At 59.8% G+C, this 24344-nt stretch carries 19 protein-coding genes; 8 read left to right on the top strand and 11 right to left on the bottom strand.

The features are described from left to right. Nucleotide 1: 1 nt before the first annotated feature. The 6 genes from carB to grpE all read right to left on the bottom strand — a co-directional run bounded on the left by carB (nucleotide 2) and on the right by grpE (nucleotide 9556). Entirely contained in the window at nucleotides 2–3223 is a 3222-nt protein-coding gene (gene carB, locus KGA96_RS17185) for a carbamoyl-phosphate synthase large subunit (RefSeq protein ID WP_046038699.1), read from the bottom strand. A gap of 117 nt (nucleotides 3224–3340) precedes the next feature. Further along, nucleotides 3341–4477, bottom strand: coding sequence for a glutamine-hydrolyzing carbamoyl-phosphate synthase small subunit (gene carA / locus KGA96_RS17180; RefSeq protein ID WP_046038697.1), 1137 nt, complete (start codon nucleotides 4475–4477; stop codon nucleotides 3341–3343). A 259-nt stretch (nucleotides 4478–4736) separates the two neighbouring features. Then, nucleotides 4737–5540 carry a 4-hydroxy-tetrahydrodipicolinate reductase gene (dapB, locus tag KGA96_RS17175; RefSeq protein ID WP_057716481.1) on the bottom strand — a complete coding sequence of 268 codons (804 nt, stop codon included), beginning with the start codon at nucleotides 5538–5540 and terminating at the stop codon, nucleotides 4737–4739. Nucleotides 5541–5550: 10 nt separating this feature from the next. Beyond that, a complete protein-coding gene (gene dnaJ, locus KGA96_RS17170; RefSeq protein ID WP_046038694.1) occupies nucleotides 5551–6675 on the bottom strand; it encodes a molecular chaperone DnaJ in 1125 nt (374 codons plus the stop codon). Nucleotides 6676–6970: 295 nt separating this feature from the next. Further along, the gene (dnaK, locus tag KGA96_RS17165) at nucleotides 6971–8887 is read right to left on the bottom strand and encodes a molecular chaperone DnaK (RefSeq protein WP_046038693.1); all 1917 of its coding nucleotides are present in this window, start codon (nucleotides 8885–8887) and stop codon (nucleotides 6971–6973) included. Between the two features lie 102 nt (nucleotides 8888–8989). Further along, the gene (gene grpE / locus KGA96_RS17160) at nucleotides 8990–9556 is read right to left on the bottom strand and encodes a nucleotide exchange factor GrpE (RefSeq protein ID WP_223513836.1); all 567 of its coding nucleotides are present in this window, start codon (nucleotides 9554–9556) and stop codon (nucleotides 8990–8992) included. A gap of 240 nt (nucleotides 9557–9796) precedes the next feature. Between grpE and recN the strand changes: the two genes are divergently transcribed. Next, nucleotides 9797–11470 carry a DNA repair protein RecN gene (gene recN / locus KGA96_RS17155; protein ID WP_223513833.1) on the top strand — a complete coding sequence of 558 codons (1674 nt, stop codon included), beginning with the start codon at nucleotides 9797–9799 and terminating at the stop codon, nucleotides 11468–11470. Nucleotides 11471–11554: 84 nt separating this feature from the next. Here the strand turns inward: recN and fur are convergent, their stop codons facing one another. Beyond that, entirely contained in the window at nucleotides 11555–11959 is a 405-nt protein-coding gene (gene fur / locus KGA96_RS17150; protein WP_003197684.1) for a ferric iron uptake transcriptional regulator, read from the bottom strand. 97 nt (nucleotides 11960–12056) lie between these two features. On the opposite strand from fur, the gene KGA96_RS17145 reads away from it, so the two are divergent. Beyond that, nucleotides 12057–12584 carry an outer membrane protein assembly factor BamE gene (locus KGA96_RS17145; RefSeq protein WP_046038691.1) on the top strand — a complete coding sequence of 176 codons (528 nt, stop codon included), beginning with the start codon at nucleotides 12057–12059 and terminating at the stop codon, nucleotides 12582–12584. A gap of 61 nt (nucleotides 12585–12645) precedes the next feature. Here the strand turns inward: KGA96_RS17145 and KGA96_RS17140 are convergent, their stop codons facing one another. The 3 genes from KGA96_RS17140 to KGA96_RS17130 are packed head-to-tail and all read right to left on the bottom strand — an operon-like array spanning nucleotide 12646 to nucleotide 14798. Further along, the gene (locus KGA96_RS17140; protein ID WP_223513830.1) at nucleotides 12646–12960 is read right to left on the bottom strand and encodes an RnfH family protein; all 315 of its coding nucleotides are present in this window, start codon (nucleotides 12958–12960) and stop codon (nucleotides 12646–12648) included. Next, nucleotides 12953–13387: a type II toxin-antitoxin system RatA family toxin gene (locus tag KGA96_RS17135; RefSeq protein WP_046038689.1), complete on the bottom strand. Its 435-nt coding sequence runs from the start codon at nucleotides 13385–13387 to the stop codon at nucleotides 12953–12955. The genes KGA96_RS17140 and KGA96_RS17135 overlap by 8 nt, the downstream gene beginning before the upstream one ends. A gap of 7 nt (nucleotides 13388–13394) precedes the next feature. Beyond that, nucleotides 13395–14798, bottom strand: coding sequence for a sodium-dependent transporter (locus KGA96_RS17130; protein ID WP_046038688.1), 1404 nt, complete (start codon nucleotides 14796–14798; stop codon nucleotides 13395–13397). Nucleotides 14799–14916: 118 nt separating this feature from the next. Between KGA96_RS17130 and smpB the strand changes: the two genes are divergently transcribed. Then, nucleotides 14917–15399: an SsrA-binding protein SmpB gene (smpB, locus tag KGA96_RS17125; RefSeq protein WP_008057382.1), complete on the top strand. Its 483-nt coding sequence runs from the start codon at nucleotides 14917–14919 to the stop codon at nucleotides 15397–15399. Between the two features lie 172 nt (nucleotides 15400–15571). Here the strand turns inward: smpB and KGA96_RS17120 are convergent, their stop codons facing one another. Continuing rightward, a complete protein-coding gene (locus KGA96_RS17120; RefSeq protein ID WP_046038685.1) occupies nucleotides 15572–16339 on the bottom strand; it encodes a GntR family transcriptional regulator in 768 nt (255 codons plus the stop codon). A 261-nt stretch (nucleotides 16340–16600) separates the two neighbouring features. Between KGA96_RS17120 and KGA96_RS17115 the strand changes: the two genes are divergently transcribed. The 5 genes from KGA96_RS17115 (at nucleotide 16601) to KGA96_RS17095 (ending at nucleotide 24199) form a co-directional block, all read left to right on the top strand. Continuing rightward, on the top strand, nucleotides 16601–18295 hold the full coding sequence (locus KGA96_RS17115; RefSeq protein ID WP_223513826.1) for a lactate permease LctP family transporter: 1695 nt from the start codon (nucleotides 16601–16603) through the stop codon (nucleotides 18293–18295). A 150-nt stretch (nucleotides 18296–18445) separates the two neighbouring features. Then, nucleotides 18446–19270 carry a (Fe-S)-binding protein gene (locus KGA96_RS17110; RefSeq protein ID WP_046038683.1) on the top strand — a complete coding sequence of 275 codons (825 nt, stop codon included), beginning with the start codon at nucleotides 18446–18448 and terminating at the stop codon, nucleotides 19268–19270. Beyond that, complete coding sequence (locus tag KGA96_RS17105) at nucleotides 19267–20721, top strand: LutB/LldF family L-lactate oxidation iron-sulfur protein (RefSeq protein WP_223513823.1); 1455 nt, start codon at nucleotides 19267–19269, stop codon at nucleotides 20719–20721. The genes KGA96_RS17110 and KGA96_RS17105 overlap by 4 nt, the downstream gene beginning before the upstream one ends. Further along, nucleotides 20721–21392 (top strand): lactate utilization protein C, encoded by a 672-nt coding sequence (locus KGA96_RS17100; RefSeq protein ID WP_223513821.1) that lies wholly within the window; start codon nucleotides 20721–20723, stop codon nucleotides 21390–21392. Before KGA96_RS17105 ends, KGA96_RS17100 begins: the two co-directional genes overlap by 1 nt. Then, a complete protein-coding gene (locus KGA96_RS17095; protein ID WP_223513819.1) occupies nucleotides 21389–24199 on the top strand; it encodes an FAD-binding and (Fe-S)-binding domain-containing protein in 2811 nt (936 codons plus the stop codon). Before KGA96_RS17100 ends, KGA96_RS17095 begins: the two co-directional genes overlap by 4 nt. The last annotated feature ends 145 nt before the right edge of the window (nucleotides 24200–24344 follow it).

The following is a 24344-nucleotide window of genomic DNA, read 5'->3' as shown; positions in this document are numbered from 1 at the left end:
CTCATGCCTTTAATCCTGCGTGTAGATCCTGCAAGCGACGCACAGTCTTCTCGGGACCGAACTTCAGCGCTTCACAGATGGCTTCGCCAGCAGCAATGGTGGTGGTGCAGTAAATCTTGTGCTGCAGGGCATTACGACGAATGGAGTACGAATCAGCGATCGACTGACGACCTTCGGTGGTGTTGATGATCAGCGTGACTTCGTCATTCTTGATCATGTCGACCACGTGCGGACGACCCTCGGTCACCTTGTTCACACGGCGCACTTTCAGGCCTGCAGCCTCGATCAGCTTGGCAGTACCGGCAGTGGCAACCACTTCGAAGCCCAAATTGATCAGATCACGGGCCACGCCCGCAACCAGTGGCTTGTCGTCGTCACGAACGCTGATGAACGCAGTACCACCGGTCGGCAATACTTCGCTGGCACCCATCTGGGCCTTGGCGAACGCTTCACCGAAGGTGTCGCCTACGCCCATCACTTCACCGGTGGACTTCATCTCTGGGCCGAGGATCGGGTCAACGCCAGGGAATTTGGCGAACGGGAACACCGCCTCTTTCACGCTGTAGAAGTTCGGGATGATTTCCTTGGTGAAGCCGATTTCCTTCAAGGTCTTACCGGCCATGACGCGAGCAGCGATCATTGCCAGGGAAACACCGATGCACTTGGACACGAACGGCACAGTACGGGAAGCGCGCGGGTTGACTTCGATAACGTAGATGTCGTCGCCTTGCAGCGCCAACTGAACGTTCATCAGGCCGACCACGCCGAGCTCCAGGGCCATTTTCTTGACCTGGTCACGCATCTCGTCCTGGATGTGCGCAGGCAGCGAGTACGGCGGCAGCGAGCACGCGGAGTCACCGGAGTGAACACCGGCCTGCTCGATGTGCTGCATGATCGCGCCGATTACCACGTCCTTGCCGTCGCAGACCGCATCCACGTCCATTTCGATGGCGCAGTTGAGGAAGTGGTCCAGCAGCACCGGGCTGTCGTTGGACACTTGAACCGCTTCACGCAGGTAGCGCTTGAGTTCTTCTTCTTCGTAGACGATTTCCATCGCACGACCGCCCAGTACGTAGGACGGACGGACCACCAGCGGGTAACCGATCTTGCTGGCGGCACGAATCGCTTCGTCTTCGCTGCGCACGGTGGCGTTTGGCGGCTGACGCAGGTTCAGTCGCTGGACCATCTGCTGGAAGCGCTCACGGTCTTCGGCACGGTCGATGGCGTCAGGGCTGGTGCCGATGATCGGCACGCCGGCGGCTTCCAGGGCACGAGCCAGTTTCAGCGGGGTCTGGCCGCCGTACTGGACGATCACGCCTTTTGGCTTCTCGACGCGGACGATTTCCAGCACGTCTTCCAGGGTCACTGGTTCGAAGTACAGGCGATCGGAAGTGTCGTAGTCCGTGGAAACGGTTTCCGGGTTGCAGTTGACCATGATGGTCTCGTAGCCATCATCGCGCAGGGCCAGTGCCGCGTGTACGCAGCAGTAGTCGAACTCGATGCCCTGGCCGATACGGTTAGGACCGCCACCCAGGATCATGATCTTGTCGCGACCCGATGGCGCCGCTTCGCACTCTTCCTCGTACGTCGAGTAGAGGTAGGCAGTATCGGTGGCGAACTCGGCGGCGCAGGTGTCGACGCGCTTGTAGACCGGGAAAATTTCCAGCTTGTGGCGGTGAGCACGCAGGCTCTTCTCGGTCACACCCAGCAATTTGGCCAGGCGCATATCGGAGAAGCCTTTGCGCTTGAGGCGGAACATCAGATCGCGGTCGATGCTGGTCAGACCCAGGGTCTTGACCTTCTCTTCTTCCTTGATCAGGTCTTCCATCTGCACCAGGAACCAAGGGTCGATCATGGTCATGCCGAAGATGTCTTCGACGGTCATGCCGGCGCGCATTGCGTCCGCCACGTACCAGATACGCTCGGCGCCCGGCACGGTCAGCTCGCGCTTGAGAACGCTCATGCTTTCCGGGTTGGCCAGATCAACCTTCTCGTCCAGACCGCAAACGCCCACTTCCAGACCGCGCAGGGCTTTCTGCAGGGATTCCTGGAAGGTACGGCCGATGGCCATGACTTCACCCACCGACTTCATCTGAGTGGTCAGGCGTGCGTCAGCCTTGGGGAACTTCTCGAACGCGAAGCGTGGCAGCTTGGTGACGACGTAGTCGATGGACGGTTCGAAGGACGCCGGGGTCTTGCCGCCGGTGATGTCGTTCGACAGTTCGTCGAGGGTGTAACCCACAGCCAGCTTGGCCGCGACCTTGGCGATCGGGAAACCGGTGGCTTTCGAAGCCAGTGCCGAGGAACGCGATACTCGCGGGTTCATCTCGATCACGACCATGCGGCCGGTGTTCGGGCAGATACCGAACTGAACGTTGGAACCGCCGGTTTCCACGCCGATCTCACGCAATACCGCCAGGGAGGCGTTACGCAGGATCTGGTATTCCTTGTCGGTCAGGGTCTGTGCAGGAGCCACGGTGATCGAGTCACCGGTGTGCACGCCCATCGGGTCGAAGTTTTCGATGGAGCAGACGATGATGCAGTTGTCCTTCTTATCGCGGACAACCTCCATTTCGTATTCTTTCCAGCCGATCAGCGATTCGTCGATCAGCAGCTCTTTGGTCGGCGACAGGTCCAGACCACGGGCGCAGATTTCTTCGAACTCTTCACGGTTGTAAGCGATACCGCCACCGGTGCCGCCCATGGTGAAGGACGGGCGGATGATGCACGGGAAGCCGAGCTTCTCGAGGACCGCATTGGCCTCTTCCATGCTATGGGCGATACCGGAGCGCGGGCACGCCAGGCCGATGGACTTCATCGCCTTGTCGAAACGCGAACGGTCTTCAGCCTTGTCGATGGTGTCGGCGTTGGCACCGATCATCTCTACGCCGAACTTCTCCAGAACGCCTTCGCGCTCCAGGTCCAGGGCGCAGTTCAGAGCGGTTTGGCCACCCATGGTCGGCAGCAGCGCGTCCGGACGCTCTTTCTCGATGATCTTGGCAACGGTCTGCCACTTGATCGGCTCGATGTAGGTGGCGTCGGCCATGGCCGGGTCGGTCATGATGGTGGCCGGGTTGGAGTTCACCAGGATGACGCGGTAACCCTCTTCGCGCAGGGCTTTGCAGGCCTGGGCACCGGAGTAGTCGAATTCGCAGGCCTGGCCGATCACGATCGGGCCAGCACCGAGAATCAGGATGCTTTTAATGTCTGTACGTTTTGGCATGGGTTTGTCACTCAAATCCGCAGGTCAGTCGGCAAGCCGTCTTGTTCAATCTCTGAAGCCTTGAGGGGGCCACCGGTGTGGGGCCACCCTTAAGCTTTGCTACATCAGGGCGAGCGATCAGCGTCGCTTGGCCATCTCGGTGATGAAGCGATCGAACAATGGCGCTACGTCGTTCGGGCCAGGGCTGGCTTCCGGGTGACCCTGGAAGCTGAAGGCGCTCTTGTCGGTACGCTCGATACCTTGCAGGGTGCCATCGAACAGCGATTTGTGGATCGCGCGAACGTTGGCCGGCAGGGTCGCTTCGTCTACGGCAAAACCGTGGTTCTGGCTGGTGATCATCACCACGCCGCTGTCCAGGTCCTGGACGGGGTGGTTGGCACCGTGGTGGCCGTGACCCATTTTCAGGGTCTTGGCGCCGGAGGCCAGGGCCAGCAGTTGGTGACCGAGGCAGATACCGAAGACCGGGATCTCGGTTTCCAGCACGTCCTTGATCGCCTGGATCGCGTAGTCGCAAGGCTCCGGATCACCAGGGCCGTTGGACAGGAACACGCCGTCCGGCTTCAGTGCCAGCACATCGGCAGCAGGGGTTTGCGCAGGCACGACGGTCACGCGGCAACCGCGCTCGACCAGCATGCGCAGGATGTTCACCTTGACGCCGTAGTCGTAGGCAACCACGTGGTACGGCAGCTCGGAGGCTTCGATGGTTGCATGGCTGTCGGTTTTCAGATCCCAGACAGTCGAGCGCCACTCGTAGCTTTCCTTGGTGCTGACGACTTTCGCCAGGTCCATGCCCTTGAGACCAGGGAAACCCTGGGCGGCGGCGATGGCGGCGGCCTCGGAAATGTTGTCACCGGCCATGATGCAGCCGTTCTGCGCGCCTTTTTCACGCAGGATGCGCGTCAGGCGGCGGGTGTCGATACCGGCGATGGCCACAACATTGTTGGCCTTCAGGTAGTCGGACAGGGACATCGTGTTGCGCCAGTTGCTCGCCACCAGTGGCAGGTCACGGATGACCAGGCCGGCAGACCAGACGCGGTTGGACTCGGCGTCTTCCGGCGTGGTGCCGGTGTTGCCGATGTGCGGGTAAGTCAGGGTAACGATCTGTTGGGCGTAGGAAGGATCGGTAAGGATTTCCTGATAGCCGGTCATTGCGGTGTTGAACACCACCTCACCAACGGTTTGACCGTCGGCTCCAATGGCTTCGCCGCGAAAAATGCTGCCATCAGCAAGGGCGAGTATGGCTGGCTTAGTCAAGAAGACCTCCCGTAAATAAAGCCTGAAAGGGCGATCGCAGGTTGTAAAAAAGCGGAGTGACGTATGGACACGTCACCCCGCTTCTTCACTGAATTATTCTGCGCGCTTTTAGTGGACACACTAAAGCTGTAGCTTACAGAAAAAGGCATTTTTGGTCTACCGCCAATGAGCCTTAAAGGCTGGAGAATGCGACAGGACGTCGCTTGGCGGAACAAAACCGGGCTCAAACGCTGTGCGCGAGCCCGATTTCGGGTGCATCTTAACGCAGATCGAGCACGTCTTGCATGTCGTAAAGGCCAGGCTCGCGCCCGTCCAGCCACAAAGCAGCACGTACCGCGCCCTTGGCGAAGGTCATGCGACTGGACGCCTTGTGAGTGATCTCGACACGCTCGCCGTCGGCGGCGAACAGCACAGTGTGATCACCAACGATGTCGCCTGCACGCACAGTGGCGAAACCAATGGTCTCGCGATCACGAGCGCCGGTCTGACCCTCACGACCATACACCGCCACCTTTTTCAGATCGCGACCCAACGCATCGGCAATCACCTCACCCATGCGCACGGCAGTGCCGGACGGCGCATCGACTTTATGCCGATGGTGAGCTTCGGTGATTTCGATATCGACATCGTCACCCAATACGCGAGCGGCTGTGTCGAGCAACTTCAGGCACAGGTTGACCCCGACACTGAAGTTGGCCGCGAAGACAATCGGAATGTCCTTGCCCGCCTCCGCCAGCAACTGCTTTTCTTCAACGCTGAAACCGGTGGTACCGATGATCATGGCCTTGCCGTGCTTACGGCAGAAAGCCAGGTTCTTCAGGGTCACCGTCGGGTGCGTGAAGTCGATCAGCACGTCGAACTCGTCGACCACCCGATCCAGATCACCGGACAGAGGTACGCCGATTCGACCCAGCGCAGCCAGCTCGCCGGCATCCGCACCGACCAGCGTGCTGTCGGGACGATCCACCGCCGCCGTCAGACCGGCGCCCGGGGTTTGCTGCACCGCTTCAATCAGGGTCTTGCCCATGCGCCCGGCGGCGCCCATCACTGCAATACGTCGCATGCCTGTCTCCTTACAAATCGCCGAAGAAGCGCTTCACGCCTTCGAACCAACCAGTGGTTTTCGGTGAATGGCTGTTGTCGTCCGCCAACGAACTACGGAATTCCTCGAGCATTTCACGCTGGCGACGACTCAGATTGACCGGAGTCTCGACCGCTACGCGGCACATCAGGTCACCAGCTCCGCCGCCGCGCACAGGCGCAACGCCCTTGCCGCGAACACGGAACTGCTTGCCGGTCTGAGTCCCCTCAGGGATCTTCAGCTTGACCCGGCCATCAAGGGTCGGAATCTCCAGCTCGCCACCCAGCGCCGCATCGACGAAGCTGATCGGCACTTCGCAGAACAGGTGCTTGCCATCGCGCTGGAAAATCGAGTGCTCGCGCACATTGATCACCACGTACAGGTCACCCGTCGGACCACCGTGAGCGCCCGCCTCGCCCTCGCCGGACAGACGAATGCGGTCACCGGTATCGACACCGGCCGGCACTTTCACCGACAGGGTCTTGTACTCTTCGACACGACCTTCGCCGTGGCAGGAATCGCACGGATCGGAAATGATCTTGCCCTGGCCATGGCAGCGCGGGCAGGTCTGCTGCACCGAGAAGAAACCTTGCTGCATGCGCACCTGGCCGATACCGCCGCAAGTCGGGCAGGTCACCGGCGACGAACCTTTCTTGGCGCCGGAACCATCACACGGCTTGCAGTTGACCAGCGTCGGAACGCGGATGTTCACGGTCGTACCGCGCACCGCCTCTTCGAGGTCCAGCTCCAGGGTGTAACGCAAGTCACTGCCGCGCTGAGCGCCGCCACGGGAACCGCCGCGACCGCCACCGAAGAAGTCACTGAAGACATCGCCAAAGATGTCGGAGAAGTTCTGACCACCGAAACCGGCACCGCCGCCACCCATGCTCGGGTCAACACCGGCATGACCGTACTGATCGTATGCCGCGCGTTTGCCGGAATCGGACAGCACTTCGTAGGCCTCGTTGGCCTCTTTGAACATGTCTTCCGACGCTTTGTCATCGGGATTACGGTCCGGGTGATGCTTCATTGCCAGGCGACGGTAGGCCTTTTTCAGGTCCGCTTCGCTTGAGCCACGCTCAACACCCAATACTTCGTAATAGTCACGCTTTGCCATAAGTCTTTGCACTCTTGAGGACGTCCGACAAAACCCTCCTGAGTTTGCCGAACTCGTTGAGCCCCAATACAGGCCCGGACCCAACTCACGTCAATTCAACGATCCTGGTCTTTGATTCTTGCGGTACTTGCGGCGCGAAAAGCAGGAGCATTTCCGGCCATACCACCAGCACGCGAACGCTGTCGCATGCTGTAAAAATTCGCGTATTCCAGATACGCCAACGCGGGAGCAAGCTCCCGCGCGGCGACATCCTACCAGTCACCGCCTTAAGGCAGTCAACCGGCCGACCAACAACTTACTTGTGGTCTTTGACTTCTTCGAACTCGGCGTCGACAACGTCGTCAGCCTTTTCCGCCTTGTCGTCGTGCGGTGCAGCGCCTTCAGCAGGCTGAGCCTGTTCGGCGTACATCTTCTGCGCCACTGGAGCGGAGACTTTCGACAGCTCTTCAACCTTGGCGTCGATAGCAGCCTTGTCGTCGCCTTTAACGGCGGCTTCCAGGGCAACTACGGCAGCTTCGATTGCAGTTTTCTCTTCAGCGGTCACTTTATCGCCGGCATCGGTAACCATTTTGCGCGTCGAGTGAACCAGTGCATCGCCCTGGTTACGGGCAGCAGCCAGCTCTTCGAACTTGCGGTCTTCCTCGGCATTCGCCTCGGCATCACGCACCATGCGCTCGATTTCTTCGTCGGACAGACCGGAGTTGGCCTTGATCACGATCGACTGAGTCTTGCCGGTAGCCTTGTCCTTCGCACCTACGTGCAGGATGCCGTTGGCATCGATGTCGAAGGTCACTTCAATCTGCGGCACACCACGTGGAGCTGGTGGAATGTCGGCCAGGTCGAACTTGCCCAGGGACTTGTTCTGTGCGGCTTGCTTACGCTCGCCTTGCAGCACGTGAATGGTCACGGCGCCCTGGTTGTCGTCGGCGGTCGAGAACACTTGCGATTTCTTGGTAGGAATCGTGGTGTTTTTCTCGATCAGCGCGGTCATCACGCCACCCATGGTTTCGATACCCAGGGTCAGCGGGCTGACGTCGAGCAGCAGAACGTCTTTCACGTCACCGGCCAGTACCGCGCCCTGGATGGCAGCACCCATGGCAACAGCTTCGTCCGGGTTGACGTCTTTACGAGCTTCTTTACCGAAGAACTCGGTTACCAGCTTCTGAACCAGTGGCATACGGGTCTGACCGCCCACCAGGATCACGTCGTTGATCGCGCCAACTTCGATACCGGCATCTTTCATTGCGATGCGGCAAGGTTCGATGGTGCGCTGAACCAGGTCTTCCACCAGCGCTTCGAGCTTGGCGCGGGAGATCTTCACGTTCAGGTGCTTAGGACCGGTGGCGTCTGCAGTGATGTACGGCAGGTTCACGTCGGTCGACTGGCTCGAGGACAGTTCGATCTTGGCTTTTTCAGCGGCTTCTTTCAGGCGCTGCATGGCCAGCGGGTCGCCCTTGAGGTTCATGCCGCTTTCTTTCTTGAATTCGTCGACGAGGTAGTCGATCAGACGAATGTCAAAGTCTTCACCGCCCAGGAACGTGTCACCGTTGGTAGCCAGTACTTCGAACTGGTGCTCGCCATCGACTTCAGCGATCTCGATCACGGAAACGTCGAAAGTACCACCACCCAGGTCGTAAACGATCACGGTGTGATCGCCCTTGGCCTTGTCCATGCCGTAAGCCAGAGCGGCTGCGGTTGGTTCGTTGATGATACGTTTTACGTCCAGGCCAGCGATGCGGCCGGCGTCTTTGGTCGCCTGACGCTGACTGTCGTTGAAGTAGGCCGGAACGGTGATCACCGCTTCAGTCACGGTCTCGCCGAGGTAGTCTTCGGCGGTCTTCTTCATTTTCTTCAGGATTTCAGCCGAGATTTGTGGCGGCGCCATTTTCTGGCCGTTCACTTCAACCCAGGCGTCGCTGTTGTCAGCCTTGACGATCTTGTAAGGGACCATCTGGATGTCTTTCTGCACGACTTCTTCGTCGAAACGACGACCGATCAGACGCTTCACCGCATACAGGGTGTTGTGCGGATTGGTCACGGCCTGACGCTTGGCCGACTGGCCAACCAGGATTTCGCCATCGTTGGCGTAAGCGATGATCGACGGCGTGGTACGCGCGCCTTCAGCGTTTTCAATAACTTTTGCCTTGCCGTTTTCCAGCACGGAGACGCAGGAGTTGGTAGTCCCCAGGTCGATACCGATAATTTTGCCCATGTTCACTCTCCCGAAACTTTGGATTTGGTTGCCGCAGCAGTGGTGGCTAACTGCGGTAGCACTTAAACGCTTGACTTATAAATGGGGGCCTTGCGGCGGATTTCAAGCCTGCTCATCAATCGAAGGCGAAACCGGCGCAGGCGCCTTGCTGACCACGACCATCGCCGGGCGCAGCAGGCGACCATTGAGCTGATAGCCCTTCTGGAACACCCTCAGAACACTGTTCGGCTCGACATCGGCGCTTTCCTGCATGGCCATTGCCTGATGGTGAACGGCGTTGAACGGTTCGCCATGGGGATCGATCGCTTCAAGCTGATAACGCTTGAGGGTGTCCTGGAACATTTTCAGGGTCAGTTCGATGCCTTCGCGCATCGGACGGATGCTTTCGTCATCCGGGCTGGACAATTCCAGGCCACGCTCCAGGCTGTCGACGATCGGCAGCAGGTCGCTGGCGAATTTTTCCAGCGCGAACTTGTGAGCCTTCTCCACATCCTGCTCGGCGCGACGGCGGACGTTCTGCAGATCGGCGGCTACACGCAAAGCCTGATCCTGAGCGCCTGCCAGTTGCTCTTCGAGCACTTGTACACGAGCCGCCAGGTCATCACCCGAAGCCTCGGGCGCCTGGTTGGCGTCTGGGTTTTGCGTATCCACTGTCTGTTCGTCAGCCATAGATTTCTCCTTTCAATTTCGTCCGCGAGCTCAACTCGCGCTTCTGCCCAGCTATATGGGGCCGCAAAATCCGGCTTCAAGGGGGTCCGACGATTAACCCTACAAAAAACAACTGCTTTGTCATTCCCGGTCGCGATAAGGCTTTCGTCGGACCGAGTGAATCGAGCTAACGAGGGGCATTGTCAGCCAGAAACAAAACACTGTATAAATAACCAGACCTAACACCTGGGAGCGGCCCATATGCTGGTGCACCTGTCCGTACACAACTACGCCATCGTTGAACATCTCGATCTCGAACTCGATCGCGGGATGAGCGTGATCACCGGGGAAACCGGCGCGGGCAAGTCGATCATGCTCGACGCGCTGGGCCTGACCCTGGGTGATCGCGCCGACAGCGGCGTGGTCCGCCCCGGCGCCGACAAGGCCGATATCCTGGCCACCTTCGATCTGGTCGACATTCCGGAAGCCAGCGCCTGGCTGGCCGAGCGCGACCTCGCAAACGACGGCCCGTGCATCCTGCGCCGGGTCATCACATCCGAAGGACGTTCTCGCGGCTACATCAACGGCACGCCCTGCCCGCTTGGCGATCTCAAGGCGCTGGGCGAGCTGCTGATCGACATTCACAGCCAGCACGAGCACCAATCCCTGCTCAAGACCGACACCCACCGTCGCCTGCTCGATGAATATGCCGGCGCAACCGATCTTGCCCGCCAGGTTCAACTCGCCGCCCAGCGCTGGCGCCAGACCCGCCAGGAACTGGAGCGACTCTCCAACTCCGGCGATGAGCAACGCGCCCGCCATCAGTTGCTCAGCTATCAACTTGAGGAGCTGGAAAACCTTGGCCTTGGCGACAACGAACTGGAGCAGCTTGAGCAGGAACACAAGAACCTGACCAACGCCGAGACCTTGCTCGGCATCTGCCGGCAAGTCGTCGAGCAATGCAGTGAAAGTGATTCCGGAAATGTACTGAACGCCCTCACCGCCAGCCTCAATCGCCTGTCGAGCGTGAACAGCTCGATCGGTGCGCTGGGCGAAGCCAGCAGCTTGTTGACCAGTGCACAGATCCAGGTTGAAGAGGCTGTTGGCGAACTGAATCGCTTCCTCGACAACTTCGACGCCGATCCGTCCCGCCTTCAATACCTCGAAGAGCGCCTCGACGCGATCTACACCCTGGCGCGCAAACACCGCATCCAGCCGACCGAAGTCGCCGAGATGCAGCAGAAACTGCTGGATGAAATCGAAACCCTCAACGCCAACGACGAATCCATCGAGCGGCTGAGTGATGAGCTGTCTTCATACGCTCGCCATTATCAGGAAAAGGCTCGGGAACTGAGCGACCTGCGTCATCAAGCCTCGAGCAGCCTGGCCAGCGCAGTGGAACAGGAAATCCAGCGCCTGGGCATGCCTGGCGGGCGCTTCACCATCGAACTGCGTCCAAACAGCAGCGACGAACTGCTGCCTAACGGACTTGAACAAGTTGAACTGCTGGTCAGCGCCAACCCGGGACAACCATTAAAAGCCTTGGCAAAAGTCGCATCCGGTGGCGAGCTGTCACGGATCAGCCTGGCGATCCAGGTGATCACCGCACAGACCTCCCGTGTCCCGACCCTGGTGTTCGACGAAGTCGATGTCGGCATTGGCGGCCCGACCGCGGAAATCGTCGGCCAGTTGCTGCGCAGGCTCGGCGAGCGCGGACAGGTACTGACAGTGACCCACTTGCCGCAGGTGGCGGCGCAAGGTCATCAACATCTATTTGTGCATAAAGTGCGCGGCGAAGATGCCACCCGCACGGCCGTTTCCAAACTGAGCAAAAACGACCGCGTCGAAGAAGTCGCACGAATGCTGGGCGGCATCGATCTCACCAAGGAATCCCTGGCGCATGCCAAAAAAATGGTGGTGGCCGCAAAAGCTTGAATTGAATAAATAAAGGCAGAAAGCACGAAGGCGACCCTGGGGTCGCCTTCGTTCGTTTCGCGAACCTGAGTTCGCGCGACATGCTTACTTTTTCTTGCGCACGTACAGCACCAGATTGTGATCAACCATCTCGAAGCCATACTTGTCGACGATTGCTTTCTGAAGCCGCTCGATTTCTTCGTCGAAGAATTCGATCACTTCGCTGGTTTCGACGTTGACCATATGGTCGTGATGCTTTCCGTCGTCCAGCTCGAAGACCGCATGGCCTCCGTCGAAGTTGTGCCGCACCACAAGGCCAGCTGCCTCGAACTGGGTCAGAACACGGTAAACCGTGGCCAGACCGACGTCCTCACCAGCCTCCATAAGGGCCTTGTAGACATCCTCGGCACTCATGTGGCGCTGCTCGGCGGAGTCGAGCATTTGCAGAATTTTGACCCGTGGCAGGGTCACTTTGAGGCCGGCTTTGCGTAGTTCGCTATTTTCAACCATGGTCAGCTTTCTCGCGATGCTGCTTCGCAGCTTCTCTTAATGCGGGTATGATCGGCGTTTACGTTGTCCCAGCCAAGATAGTGGAAGTCGCCCACCGATGCAAAACACCAAGCTCTTGCTAACCAGTTTCACCTTTGTGGGACTGCTCGCACTCGCCGGTTGTTCATTCCCCGGGGTTTACAAAATCGACATCCAGCAGGGCAATGTCGTCACGCAGGACATGATAGACCAGTTACGCCCGGGAATGACCCGTAAGCAAGTACGGTTTATCATGGGCAACCCTCTGCTGACCGACACGTTCCATGCCGATCGCTGGGATTATCTGTACAGCCTGCAACCGGGTGGCGGTGAACGCCAACAGGAACGCATCAGCGTTATCTTCAACCCAAATGATCAGCTTGTCAGCCTCTCCGGTGATTTCATGCCAGGCGTGAGCCGTGACGAAGCCATTCTCGGCAAGGACAGCGGCACGACAGTGCCTGCCCCGGCAGAGAACGTCGAGAAGCCAAAACCGGAAAAGCCGGTCAAGCCAGGTTCGTTGCTGGATCAGATCCAGAAGGACGTCGACGGTGTAGAAACCGTTCCGGTCCCGACACCGCAACCGCTGGACACCTCGCCGCAGTAATTTGCGACGCAATAAAAAGCCCGGCATGCCCGGGCTTTTTATTGTCTGGCGTTCCAGCCAATCACTGATTCCGCGCTTTGGCCTCGGCAGCTTTCGCCGCGCGCAGTCGGCGCACCTCTTTCGGATCGGCCAGCAACGGGCGGTAAATCTCGATGCGATCCCCGGCCTGGACTGCCCGACTCTCCGGGTCAGCTACCACCTTGCCGAAGATCCCCACAGGGCAATGGGTCAGATCCAGCTCCGGAAACACTTCAGCCACGGCCGACCTGAGTAAGGCCGCCCGCACGGTCGTTCCGATAGGCACGGCCACTGTCAGCAGCACCTGACGGTCTACGGCCGCGTAGACCACCTCGACTGCAATCATGACCTCAACCATGTATCTGCTTGGCGCGCTGACAGAACGCATCCACCAAAGTGTTGGCCGCCTGATTGAACAGCGGCCCCAGGGTGGCACGAACCAATGGTCCGGCATAATCGAACGACAAATCGAGGCTGATCTTGCAGGCTTTGTCGGTCAGCGCCTTGAATACCCAGATGCCATGCAATTGGGTGAAAGGGCCCTCTTCGAGGTTCATTTCGATCGACTGCCCCGGAACCAGCGTGTTGCGCGTCACGAAATGCTGGCTGAGGCCGCCCTTCGCCACACCGACGCTCGCCCGCATATGCTCAGGTGAGCTCTCCAGGACTTCGGCCGACGAGCACCACGGCAGAAATTCCGGATAGCGCGCCACGTCGTTGACCAGGTCATACAGCGCTTGCGCCGGGTACGGCAGCAAGGCCGAACGTGAAATGTGTGTCGTCATGTCAGCGTCACTTCCACAGCTGGGCGGCAAACACTACGAGAATGCCGATGGGCGCCACATAGCGCATCAAGAACAAGGACAGGCCAAACAGCGCAGGGTTACGGATCGACAGCTCGTCGCGCACCGCTTCACGCCCCATGATCCAGCCCGCAAACACCACGAAACACAAACCGCCAAGCGGCAGCATGAGTCGCGAGGTGAAGAAATCGATCACACCGAAGAAGTCGAGGCCACCCGCGGCTCCCCATTGGTAGAGGTGGAACATCCCGCCTTCGTTCACGAAGAACTTGGCCTCTTTCCAGATATTGAAGGAGAACACCGTACCCAGGCCGACAAACCAGCAGCTGAAAGCCAGCCAGAAGGTCACCCAGGTACGACTCACTTTAGTGCGCTCGACCAGGTAAGCCACCATCGGTTCCAGCAGGGAAATTGCCGAACTCCAGGCAGCGACCGCCACCAGCACGAAGAACACCACCCCCATCAATTGCCCGAACGCCACGTTACCGAAGGCAAACGGCAGGCTGACGAACATCAGCCCCGGCCCTTCGCTCGGATTCAGGCCCGCCGCGAAAACAATCGGAAACAATGCCAGGCCGGCCACCAGGGAAACGAAGGTGTCGAGCAGCGCCACACCAACAACCGTCCCTGAGATCGACGAGTTCTTCGGCATGTAGGCGCCGTAGATCATGATCGAGCCGACGCCCACGCTCAGGGAAAAGAACGCATGCCCCATCGCGGGCAACAAGCCGTCCAGGACCTTTTCCGGGTGGAAGTCGAACATGAAATGCACGCCGTCCATGAAATGCCCGGTGGTCATGCTGTAGCCCAGCAGCACCAGGATCATCACGAACAACAACGGCATCATGATGCGCAAACTGCGCTCAAGCCCGGCAACCACGCCCCTGGCGATCACCACCGCTGACAACAGCATGAAAATCGTGTGCCAAAGTGTAAGGCGCCAGGGATCGGCGATCACATTGCCGAAGTAAGCCCCCACCTGATCAGGCGTCGCGCCCTGAAAATCGCCACGCCCCATGTCGATGATGTAGTCCAGCGACCAGCCGCCGACCACACTGTAGAAAGACAGGATCAGCAACGCCGTGATCATCCCGGCAAACGCGCCCCAGGACCATTTGGCCGAGTGCCCCGCCTCCACCGCCAGGTTCTTCAATGCATTGGCCGGGCTCTGCCGGGCACGCCGGCCGATCAGGGTTTCCGCCAGCATGACCGGCACCCCGATCAGCGCGATGCAGGCCAGGAACATCAACACGAAGGCGCCGCCGCCATAGACGCCGACCATGTACGGGAATTTCCAGATACTACCCAGCCCCACGGCCGAACCGGTCGCGGCGAGTATGAAGACCCAGCGGCTAGCCCAACTGCCGTGGACAGAAACCTTGTCTGTCGACATCGTTATCACGCCCAAGCGTTCAAAAAAGAGGCCGCATTGTCCGGGATTCAATCAACCTGCTCAAGCACGTAGCAACACCGTAGCCGACTCGCGTGCAACTCCCTATAATGCCGCCCCTATGGCTAAACAGAAGAAACACCCAACAGGGACCATCGCGCAAAACAAAAAGGCGCGACACGATTACTTCATCGAACATCGTTTCGAGGCTGGTCTGGTCCTGGCCGGCTGGGAAGTAAAAAGTCTGCGGGCAAGCAAGCTGCAGCTGGTTGACAGCTACGTACTGCTCAAGGATGGCGAAGCCTGGCTGCTCGGCAGCCACATTACGCCCCTGACGACCGCCAGCACCCACGTCATCGCGGACCCGGTGCGCACCCGTAAATTGCTGCTCAACCGGCGCGAGCTGGAAAAGCTGGCCGCGGCCGTGCAGCAAAAGGGTTACGCCTGCGTGTGCCTGTCCTGGTACTGGAGCAAGCACATGGTCAAGTGCGAGATCGCCCTGGGCAAGGGCAAGAAGGAATACGACAAGCGCGACACTGAGCGCGAACGCGACGCCGGTCGCGAGTTGCAGCGCGCGGTGCGCAACAAGGGCAAGGAAGACTGATTTTTTCTGCCCTGATGCGACTTTGTGGCGAGGGAGCTTGCTCCCGCTGGGGTGCGAAGCGCCCCTCGCTTGACGGCCCCCCTCACAAAAACTGCTAACGACTGCTGCGCAGCCGAACGGGAGCAAGCTCCCTCGCCACAGCAAGCTCCCTCGCCACAATCAAGCTACCGCCTCACATCCCCTTGCGCCGCTCCGCCCGGGCCATGCGCTGCACTTCCTGACGCACTTCTTCCAGCACCTCCTGCACATACAGAATGTGTCGACTGGAAACTTCTCGCGCCTGCTCCGCCCGCCCTTCGATAATCGCCTGATACAACTCCCGGTGCTGCGTGATCAGCATGTCGCGGGTTTCAGTGCGTTGCTTGTACATGCCACCGATGTTGGTCACCACGTTGCGCTTGAGCAGGTCGAACAGCCCGCGAATGGTGTGCAGCAACACGGCATTGTGGCTGGCCTCGGCGATCGCCAGGTGAAAGCTTGCGTCCGCCGCCCCCTCTTCGGCACGACTCACTTCTTCGTGACGCGAATAGCAGTCCTGCAATTCGTTGAATGCCGCGGTCAGCCGCTCGCGATCCACCTCCGTGGCACGCAACGCCGCGTAGTAGGCGCAAGACGCTTCCAGCGTATGGCGAAACTCCAGCAGATCGCGTTGCGCCTCGGGATTGCTTTCCAGCAGATGCAACAAGGGATCACTGAAGGTGCTACCCAGTGATTCCACCACATAGTTGCCGCCGCCCTGGCGGCTGACCAGCAGGCCCTTGGCGGTCAGCTTCTGAATGGCTTCGCGCAACGAAGGGCGTGAGACACCAAATTGTTCGGCCAACGCGCGCTCGGCCGGCAAGCGCTCACCCGCTTTCAGCGTGCCCTCGAGGATCATGCCCTCAAGCTGCTCGACAATATCGTCAGACAAACGGCGCTGACGAATCTGATCAAACCCCATAACTCGATTACTCCACGATCCGACGGCTCGCCGGGGCTCTATTCTGGCCTATCGGCGCCGCGCCAGCACCTGCCACAGCGCATTTGGTCATACCAGACAGACGACCTGCGCACTTTGCATTCGACAAAAGTTTTAGGGCGGCAAATTGACACGCCGCCTACAAGGCTTTTACCCTAGCCAACAGCGATTGTAAATTGGTCTTACCAATTATCCAAGAACGCTGATCAGTGCCTGACCAACAACAATTAGGGGCCACCCCATATGCAAACCTGGCAACAGCTCTATACCCCGCTCGGCAGCCTCGGCCTGTCCGCACTCGCCGCCGTCATCCCCATCGTATTTTTCTTCCTGGCTTTGGCCGTGTTCCGCCTCAAAGGGCATGTGGCCGGCAGCATCACCCTGGCTTTGTCGATCCTGGTGGCGATCTTCGCTTTCCAGATGCCGGTCGATATGGCGTTCGCCGCCGCCGGGTATGGTTTCGCTTATGGCCTGTGGCCGATTGCCTGGATCATCGTGGCAGCGGTGTTCCTCTACAAACTGACGGTCAAGAGCGGGCAGTTTGAAGTCATCCGAAGTTCGGTTCTGTCGATCACCGATGACCAGCGCCTGCAGGTCCTGCTGATCGGTTTCTGCTTCGGTGCCTTCCTCGAAGGTGCAGCCGGTTTTGGTGCACCCGTGGCGATTACCGCCGCGCTGCTGGTAGGTCTTGGCTTCAACCCGCTGTACGCCGCCGGCCTGTGCCTGATCGCCAACACCGCGCCGGTGGCCTTCGGCGCCCTGGGCATTCCGATCATCGTTGCCGGGCAAGTCACCGGCATCGACGCGTTCAAGATCGGCGCCATGACCGGCCGCCAACTGCCACTGCTGTCGCTGTTCGTGCCGTTCTGGCTGGTGTTCATGATGGACGGCCTGCGCGGCGTGCGGGAAACCTGGCCGGCAGCCCTGGTGGCCGGCTTGAGCTTTGCCGTCACCCAGTACTTCACCTCGAACTTCATCGGCCCGGAACTGCCGGATATCACCTCGGCCCTGGTCAGCCTGATTTCCTTGACCCTGTTCCTGAAAGTCTGGCAACCAAAACGCGCCGCCGGCCAACACATCGTCGGCGCTGTCTCGGCCTCCGTGGTGAGCGCCAGCGTCGGTGGTTTCGGCCAGAAGCGCACCACCGTGGCTTCGCCTTACAGCCTTGGGGAAATTTTCAAGGCCTGGTCGCCGTTCCTGATCCTGACCGTACTGGTCACCATCTGGACCCTGAAGCCGTTCAAGGCGATGTTCGCCGCCGGCGGTTCGATGTACAGCTTCGTGTTCAACTTCGCCATCCCGCACCTGGACCAGATGGTAGTCAAGGTTGCACCGATCGTGGCCGCGCCAACCGCCATTCCGGCAGTGTTCAAACTGGACCCGATTTCCGCCACTGGCACAGCGATTTTCTTCTCGGCGCTCATCTCGATGCTGGTCTTGAAAGTCAATCTCAAAATTGGTCTGACCACTTTTAAGGAGACCTTCTACGAACTGCGTTGGCCAATCCTGTCCATCGGCATGGTGCTGGCGTTTGCCTTCGTGACCAACTACTCGGGCATGTCCTCGACCATGGCCCTGGTACTGGCGGCGACGGGTGCAGCTTTCCCGTTCTTCTCGCCGTTCCTCGGCTGGCTGGGCGTGTTCCTCACCGGTTCCGATACCTCGTCCAACGCCCTGTTCAGTTCGCTGCAAGCGACCACTGCGCACCAGATCGGTGTCAACGACACCTTGCTGGTGGCGGCGAACACCAGTGGCGGCGTGACCGGCAAGATGATCTCGCCACAATCGATCGCCGTGGCTTGTGCCGCGACCGGCCTGGTGGGTAAAGAATCGGATCTGTTCCGCTTCACCCTCAAGCACAGCCTATTCTTTGCAACGATTGTCGGCTTGATCACCCTGGCCCAGGCCTACTGGTTCACCGGCATGCTGGTGCACTAAGGACTACAAGCAACACGATAAAAACCGACGCCGGGCCACGCCCCCGGCGTCCGCTATTCACACCCCGGTCTGTAAGGCTGCTGAAAGCTTCCGGCTCTATATTCAGCAGCTTCAACAGACGAATAACCGGGACCACCCGGAGACCGCCTGATGAGCGAGCTTTTTTACAACGCCGTGCCGAATGCGACCCGTGTCGCCCCGCCACTGCCCGAGCCTCGGCAGTACCCCAGCGAGAAACCGTCACGGGTCTACCTGTTCGGGACCTGCGTGGTCGATTTGTTCTACCCGGAAGCCGGGATGGATGCGATCCACCTGCTGGAACGCGAAGGCATTCGTGTCGAATACCCGCAAGGGCAAAGCTGCTGCGGCCAACCGGCCTACACCTCGGGTTACACCGAACAGGCACGGACGGTGGCGCGCTCGCAACTGGCGCTGTTTGCCGGTGACTATCCGGTGGTGGTGCCGTCAGGCTCTTGCGCGGGCATGCTCCGCGAGCATTACGCCGACTTGTTCAAGGACGAGCCGGACACGTTGAAACAGGTTCAGGCCCTGGCGGCCAGAACCTACGAACTGGCCGAGTTCCTGTTGTTTGTCTGCAAGGTGCAGCTCAAGGACAGCGGCGAGCCGGTCAAAGTGGCACTGCACACCTCGTGCTCGGCACGCCGCGAGATGAACACCCACCTGCACGGCCGCGAATTATTGGCGCAGTTGAGCAATGTGGAACGGGTCAATCACGATCACGAAAGTGAATGCTGTGGCTTCGGTGGGACATTCAGCGTCCGTATGCCAGACATTTCCGGCGCGATGGTGGCTGACAAGACCCGAGCGCTGAAGGAGTCCGGCGCGCACAAGGTGTTGAGTGCCGACTGCGGTTGTTTGATGAACATCAACGGCTCGCTGGAAAAACAGCAGGAAGCGTTGCGCGGTCAGCATCTGGCTAGCTTCCTCTGGCAGCGTACCGGAGGTGCCCGATGAGCACTTCCGCGATTATTCCTACGGTTGCCGTAGAAGAAGATTTCCGCACCCGCGCCCACAACGCGCTGGGTGACGCGCAATTGCGAAGCAACTTTCGCAAGGCGATGGATTCACTGATGACAAAACGGGCAGCGGCGTTCAGCGATGCCCATGAAAGAGAACACTTGCGCGCACTGGGCAATGCAATCCGTGCCCGCGCGCTCTCCAAGTTGCCCGACCTGCTCGAGCAACTGGAACAGAACCTGACCCGCAACGGTGTGACAGTGCACTGGGCGGAAACGGTGGACGAGGCCAATGGCATCGTCCTCTCGATCATCCGCGCTCACGAGGGGCGGCAAGTGATCAAGGGCAAATCGATGGTCAGCGAAGAGATGGAGATGAACCATTTCCTCGCTGAACAGGGCATTGAATGCCTGGAATCGGACATGGGCGAGTACATCGTCCAGCTCGACCACGAGAAGCCTTCACACATAATCATGCCGGCGATCCACAAGAACGCCGGTCAGGTCGCGTCCTTGTTCCACGACAAACTTGGCGTGGAATACACCAAGGACGTTGACCAACTTATTCAGATCGGCCGCAGAGTCCTGCGGCAGAAATTCTTCGAAGCGGACATCGGCGTCTCCGGTGTCAACTTCGCCGTGGCCGAAACCGGCACCCTGCTGCTGGTGGAAAACGAAGGCAACGGTCGCATGACCACCACAGTGCCGCCGGTGCACATTGCCGTCACCGGCATTGAGAAAGTCGTCGAGAACCTGCGCGACGTGGTGCCGTTGCTGTCATTGCTGACCCGCTCGGCCCTCGGAATTCCAATCACCACCTACGTCAACATGATCTCCGGCCCGCGCAAGGAACATGAACTCGACGGCCCGCAGGAAGTGCACCTCGTACTGCTCGACAACGGCCGCAGTCAGGCGTTTGCCGACAGCGAATTGCGCCAGACCCTGAACTGCATTCGCTGCGGCGCCTGTATGAATCATTGCCCGGTCTACACCCGAATCGGTGGTCACGCCTATGGGGAGGTTTATCCCGGGCCTATCGGAAAAATCATCACCCCGCACATGGTCGGCCTGGCGAAAGTCCCGGATCACCCGAGCGCCTCGTCGCTGTGCGGCGCCTGCAGTGAAGTCTGCCCGGTGAAAATCCCGATCCCTGCTCTGTTGCGGCGCCTGCGGGAAGAAAACGTCAAGGCCCCGGACAGCCCCCATCAAGTGATGCGTGGCCAGGGCAGCAAGTATTCGCGCAAGGAGCGGTTCATCTGGAACGCCTGGGCGAAGCTCAACAGTTCGCCGACGCTGTATCGCCTGTTCGGTTTCTTCGCCACCCGTTTGCGCGCCCTGACGCCGAGCAATGTCGGCCCTTGGACGCAAAACCACAGCGCACCGAAACCCGCTGCCCGCTCGCTGCATGACATGGCCCGCGAACATCTGGCCAAACAGGGAGACCGCTGATGAGCGCCAAGCAAAATATCCTCGCCAAACTGCGTAAAAGCCTGACCGGCACCACGCCGGTGGCTGACAACTTCGATGTCGATCTGGTGACCCAGCCTTACACCTACCCGCCTGAACAGCGCATTGAGCAACTGCGCGAGTTGATGGAAGCGGTGCACACGGAAATTCATCTGACGTCCGGCCAAGAATGGCCGACGCTACTCGCGCAGTTGCTGCAGGACCGCCAGTTGCCAAGCCTGCTGATCGCACCGACAACGCCCCACGGTCAACGGATCACGCAGCACTGGGCGAATAATCCCGGCCTGCCAATGCTCAAGGCCTACGACCGTCCGGTTGAAGAATGGAAGGCCGAGTTGTTCAACGACACCCCGGCGAGCCTGACCACCACCCTCGGCGCCATCGCAGCGACCGGTAGCCTGATTCTCTGGCCGACCCGGGAAGAACCACGCCTGATGAGCCTGGTGCCACCGGTGCATTTCGCTCTGCTCAAGGCCAGCGAAATCCGCGACAACTTCTATCAGGTGCAGCAGGAGTTCGAATGGGCCCAGGGCATGCCGACCAACGCGTTGCTAGTGTCCGGCCCGTCGAAGACCGCCGACATCGAGCAAGTGCTGGCGTACGGCGCCCACGGTCCGAAGGACCTGGTGGTACTGATCCTGGAGGACCAATGAGTCTACCGGCTGCTTTCCTGCGTGATGCACAGCAACTGATTCCTCAAGAGCGACGTTTCGACGACCCGTTGTCGACCCTGGCCTTCGGCACCGACGCCAGTTTCTATCGCTTGATTCCGCAACTGGTGATCCGCGTCGAATCCGAAGACGAAGTGGTGGCACTGCTGCAACTGGCGCAACGCGATCAGGTGCCGGTGACTTTCCGCGCCGCCGGCACCAGCCTGTCCGGCCAGGCCATCAGCGACTCGGTACTGATCGTGCTGGGGGATAACTGGAACGCTCGCGAAATTCGCGGCCAAGGCACGCAAATCCGCCTGCAACCGGGGGTGATCGGCGCTCAGGCCAATGCCTGGCTGGCACCGTTCGGACGCAAGATCGGTCCGGACCCGGCCTCGATCAACGCCTGCAAGATCGGCGGCATCGTCGCCAACAATGCCAGCGGCATGTGCTGCGGTACGGCGCAAAACACCTATCACACCCTGGCCGGCATTCGTCTGGTGCTGGCCGACGGCAGTCGTCTCGATACTGAAGATGCCGCCAGCGTCGCGGCGTTTCGCCAAAGCCACGCCGTCCTGCTGGAGCGCCTGGCGACACTGGGCCGCGAGACCCGGGAAAACGCCGAACTGGCCGCGAAAATTCGCCATAAATACCGTCTGAAAAATACCACCGGCCTGTCGCTCAATGCCCTGGTGGATTTCGACGAGCCTGTGGATATCTTGAGCCACTTGCTGGTGGGCTCCGAAGGCACGCTCGGGTTCATCAGTGCCGTAACCTACGACACGGTGATCGACCACCCGAACAAGGCCTCGGCCCTGATTGTGTTCCCGGATGTCGAAACCTGCTGCAACGCGGTCACCGTGTTGAAAAGCCAACCGGTGTCGGCCGTGGAACTGCTGGACCGCCGCAGCCTGCGCTCGGTGCAGGACAAACCCGGCATGCCCGCTTTCGTACAGCATCTGTCGAACAATGCCTGCGCCTTGCTGATCGAATCCCGCGCCGCGTCGTCCACCTTGCTGCACGAACAACTGGCGCAGATCATGGCGTCGCTGAAGGCGTTCCCGGAGGAAAAGCAGGTCGACTTCACCGAAGACCCGCAGGAAAACGCCCGTCTCTGGGCCATCCGCAAAGACACCTTCCCGGCCGTCGGCGCGGTGCGCAAGACCGGCACCACGGTGATCATCGAAGACGTCACCTTCCCGGTCGAACAGCTGGCCATCGGCGTCAACCGCCTGATCGAACTGTTCGACAAACATCACTACGACGAAGCGATCCTTTTCGGACACGCCCTGGAAGGCAATCTGCATTTCGTCTTCACCCAAGGCTTCAACAACCCGGAAGAAGTCGCACGCTATCAGGCGTTCATGGACGACGTGGCGCAACTGGTGGCGGTGGAATTTGGTGGTTCGCTGAAAGCCGAACACGGCACCGGGCGCAACATGGCACCGTTCGTTGAACTGGAATGGGGCAGCGATGCCTACCAGTTGATGTGGCAACTCAAACGACTGCTCGACCCCAACGGCATTCTCAACCCGGACGTCGTGCTCAGCGAAGATCCACAGATCCACCTCAAGCACCTCAAGCCTTTGCCCGCCGCTGACGAGATTGTGGACAAGTGCATCGAATGCGGCTTCTGCGAACCGGTCTGTCCGTCAAAAGGCCTGACCCTGAGCCCGCGCCAACGCATCGTGATCTGGCGCGACATTCAGGCGAAGAAACGCGCGGGCATCGATACGTCCGAACTCGAAGCCGCCTACGACTATCAAGGCATCGATACCTGCGCCGCGACCGGCCTCTGCGCACAGCGTTGCCCTGTAGGCATCAATACCGGCGAGTTGGTGAAAAAGCTGCGTAGCCGGAAGGCGACGCATACGAAAACCGCCAACTGGCTTGAAGGAAATTTCGCCACGGCACTGCAAGGTGCACGCTTCACCCTGCACGCGGCCAATGGTGCGCGGATGTTGCTGGGGGTGCCGAGATTGGCGAAGTTGTCGGCGTCGTTGACGCGCCTGTCCAAGGGTCAGGTCCCGCAATGGACCAACGCGATGCCGCAACCGGAAAAAGCCATTCGCTTCAGTCCGACAGTGACGGATGCGCGCCCGCGCGTGGTCTATCTTGCGGCCTGTGTATCCCGCGTCATGGGTCCGGCGGCGGGCGACACGGAGCAAATGTCGCTGCACGACAAGACCCGAGGCCTGCTGGAAAAGGCCGGCTATCAGGTGGTTTTCCCGGACAACCTCGACAACCTGTGCTGCGGTCAGCCATTCGCCTCCAAAGGCTACGCCGAACAAGCCGAACACAAACGACAGGAACTGATCGGCGCCCTGCTCCACGCCAGCCGTGGCGGGCTCGACCCGATCTACTGCGACACCAGCCCCTGCACCTTGCGCCTGGTTCAAGACCTCGGCGAAGTCCGTCTGGACTTGTATGACCCGGTACGCTTCATCCGCACACACCTGATGGATCGCCTGGATTTCACGCCTCAGGAGGCCCCCATCGCCGTGCACGTAACCTGCAGCACCCAGCACCTCGGAGAAAGCCAGGCGTTGATCGACCTGGCGCGCAAGTGCAGCAAAAACGTGATCATTCCCGAAGGTATTCACTGCTGTGGCTTCGCCGGTGACAAGGGTTTCACCACCCCGGAACTGAACGCCCATTCGTTGCGCACGCTCAAGGACGCGGTGCAGCAGTGCAGCGAGGGGATCTCCACCAGCCGCACCTGTGAGATCGGTCTGACGCAACATGGCGGCATTGACTACCACGGACTAGTCTATCTGGTGGACCGCGTTACCCAGGCTAGGGTGCCCTGATAGCAGGATCTAAAGGAAGGTGCATAAAGGTGCCCTTCGTTAACGCTTCTTGTCGGAATCGACAGCTCTACAGCAGAAAAAAGAACCCTGAAGTGCCGCCGCAGTCCACTGATGAAGTCCCGCTAATGCGGGACCTTCCAAAAAC

The organism is Pseudomonas sp. GL-R-26, from assembly GCF_019947365.1.
Taxonomy (GTDB): domain Bacteria; phylum Pseudomonadota; class Gammaproteobacteria; order Pseudomonadales; family Pseudomonadaceae; genus Aquipseudomonas.
Note: the sequence above shows the minus strand (reverse complement) of the source record. Positions and strands in the feature narration are given on the sequence as shown.

Coding starts and splice junctions, on each gene's coding strand:
- dnaK (WP_046038693.1), bottom strand. CDS start 8,887: ATGGGCAAAATTATCGGTATCGACCTGGGGACTACCAACTCCTGCGTC.
- carB (WP_046038699.1), bottom strand. CDS start 3,223: ATGCCAAAACGTACAGACATTAAAAGCATCCTGATTCTCGGTGCTGGC.
- KGA96_RS17135 (WP_046038689.1), bottom strand. CDS start 13,387: ATGACGACACACATTTCACGTTCGGCCTTGCTGCCGTACCCGGCGCAA.
- KGA96_RS17120 (WP_046038685.1), bottom strand. CDS start 16,339: ATGGGGTTTGATCAGATTCGTCAGCGCCGTTTGTCTGACGATATTGTC.
- KGA96_RS17115 (WP_223513826.1), top strand. CDS start 16,601: ATGCAAACCTGGCAACAGCTCTATACCCCGCTCGGCAGCCTCGGCCTG.
- smpB (WP_008057382.1), top strand. CDS start 14,917: ATGGCTAAACAGAAGAAACACCCAACAGGGACCATCGCGCAAAACAAA.
- dnaJ (WP_046038694.1), bottom strand. CDS start 6,675: ATGGCAAAGCGTGACTATTACGAAGTATTGGGTGTTGAGCGTGGCTCA.
- KGA96_RS17145 (WP_046038691.1), top strand. CDS start 12,057: ATGCAAAACACCAAGCTCTTGCTAACCAGTTTCACCTTTGTGGGACTG.
- grpE (WP_223513836.1), bottom strand. CDS start 9,556: ATGGCTGACGAACAGACAGTGGATACGCAAAACCCAGACGCCAACCAG.
- KGA96_RS17100 (WP_223513821.1), top strand. CDS start 20,721: ATGAGCGCCAAGCAAAATATCCTCGCCAAACTGCGTAAAAGCCTGACC.
- recN (WP_223513833.1), top strand. CDS start 9,797: ATGCTGGTGCACCTGTCCGTACACAACTACGCCATCGTTGAACATCTC.
- KGA96_RS17095 (WP_223513819.1), top strand. CDS start 21,389: ATGAGTCTACCGGCTGCTTTCCTGCGTGATGCACAGCAACTGATTCCT.
- KGA96_RS17105 (WP_223513823.1), top strand. CDS start 19,267: ATGAGCACTTCCGCGATTATTCCTACGGTTGCCGTAGAAGAAGATTTC.
- dapB (WP_057716481.1), bottom strand. CDS start 5,540: ATGCGACGTATTGCAGTGATGGGCGCCGCCGGGCGCATGGGCAAGACC.
- KGA96_RS17110 (WP_046038683.1), top strand. CDS start 18,446: ATGAGCGAGCTTTTTTACAACGCCGTGCCGAATGCGACCCGTGTCGCC.
- KGA96_RS17140 (WP_223513830.1), bottom strand. CDS start 12,960: ATGGTTGAGGTCATGATTGCAGTCGAGGTGGTCTACGCGGCCGTAGAC.
- KGA96_RS17130 (WP_046038688.1), bottom strand. CDS start 14,798: ATGTCGACAGACAAGGTTTCTGTCCACGGCAGTTGGGCTAGCCGCTGG.
- fur (WP_003197684.1), bottom strand. CDS start 11,959: ATGGTTGAAAATAGCGAACTACGCAAAGCCGGCCTCAAAGTGACCCTG.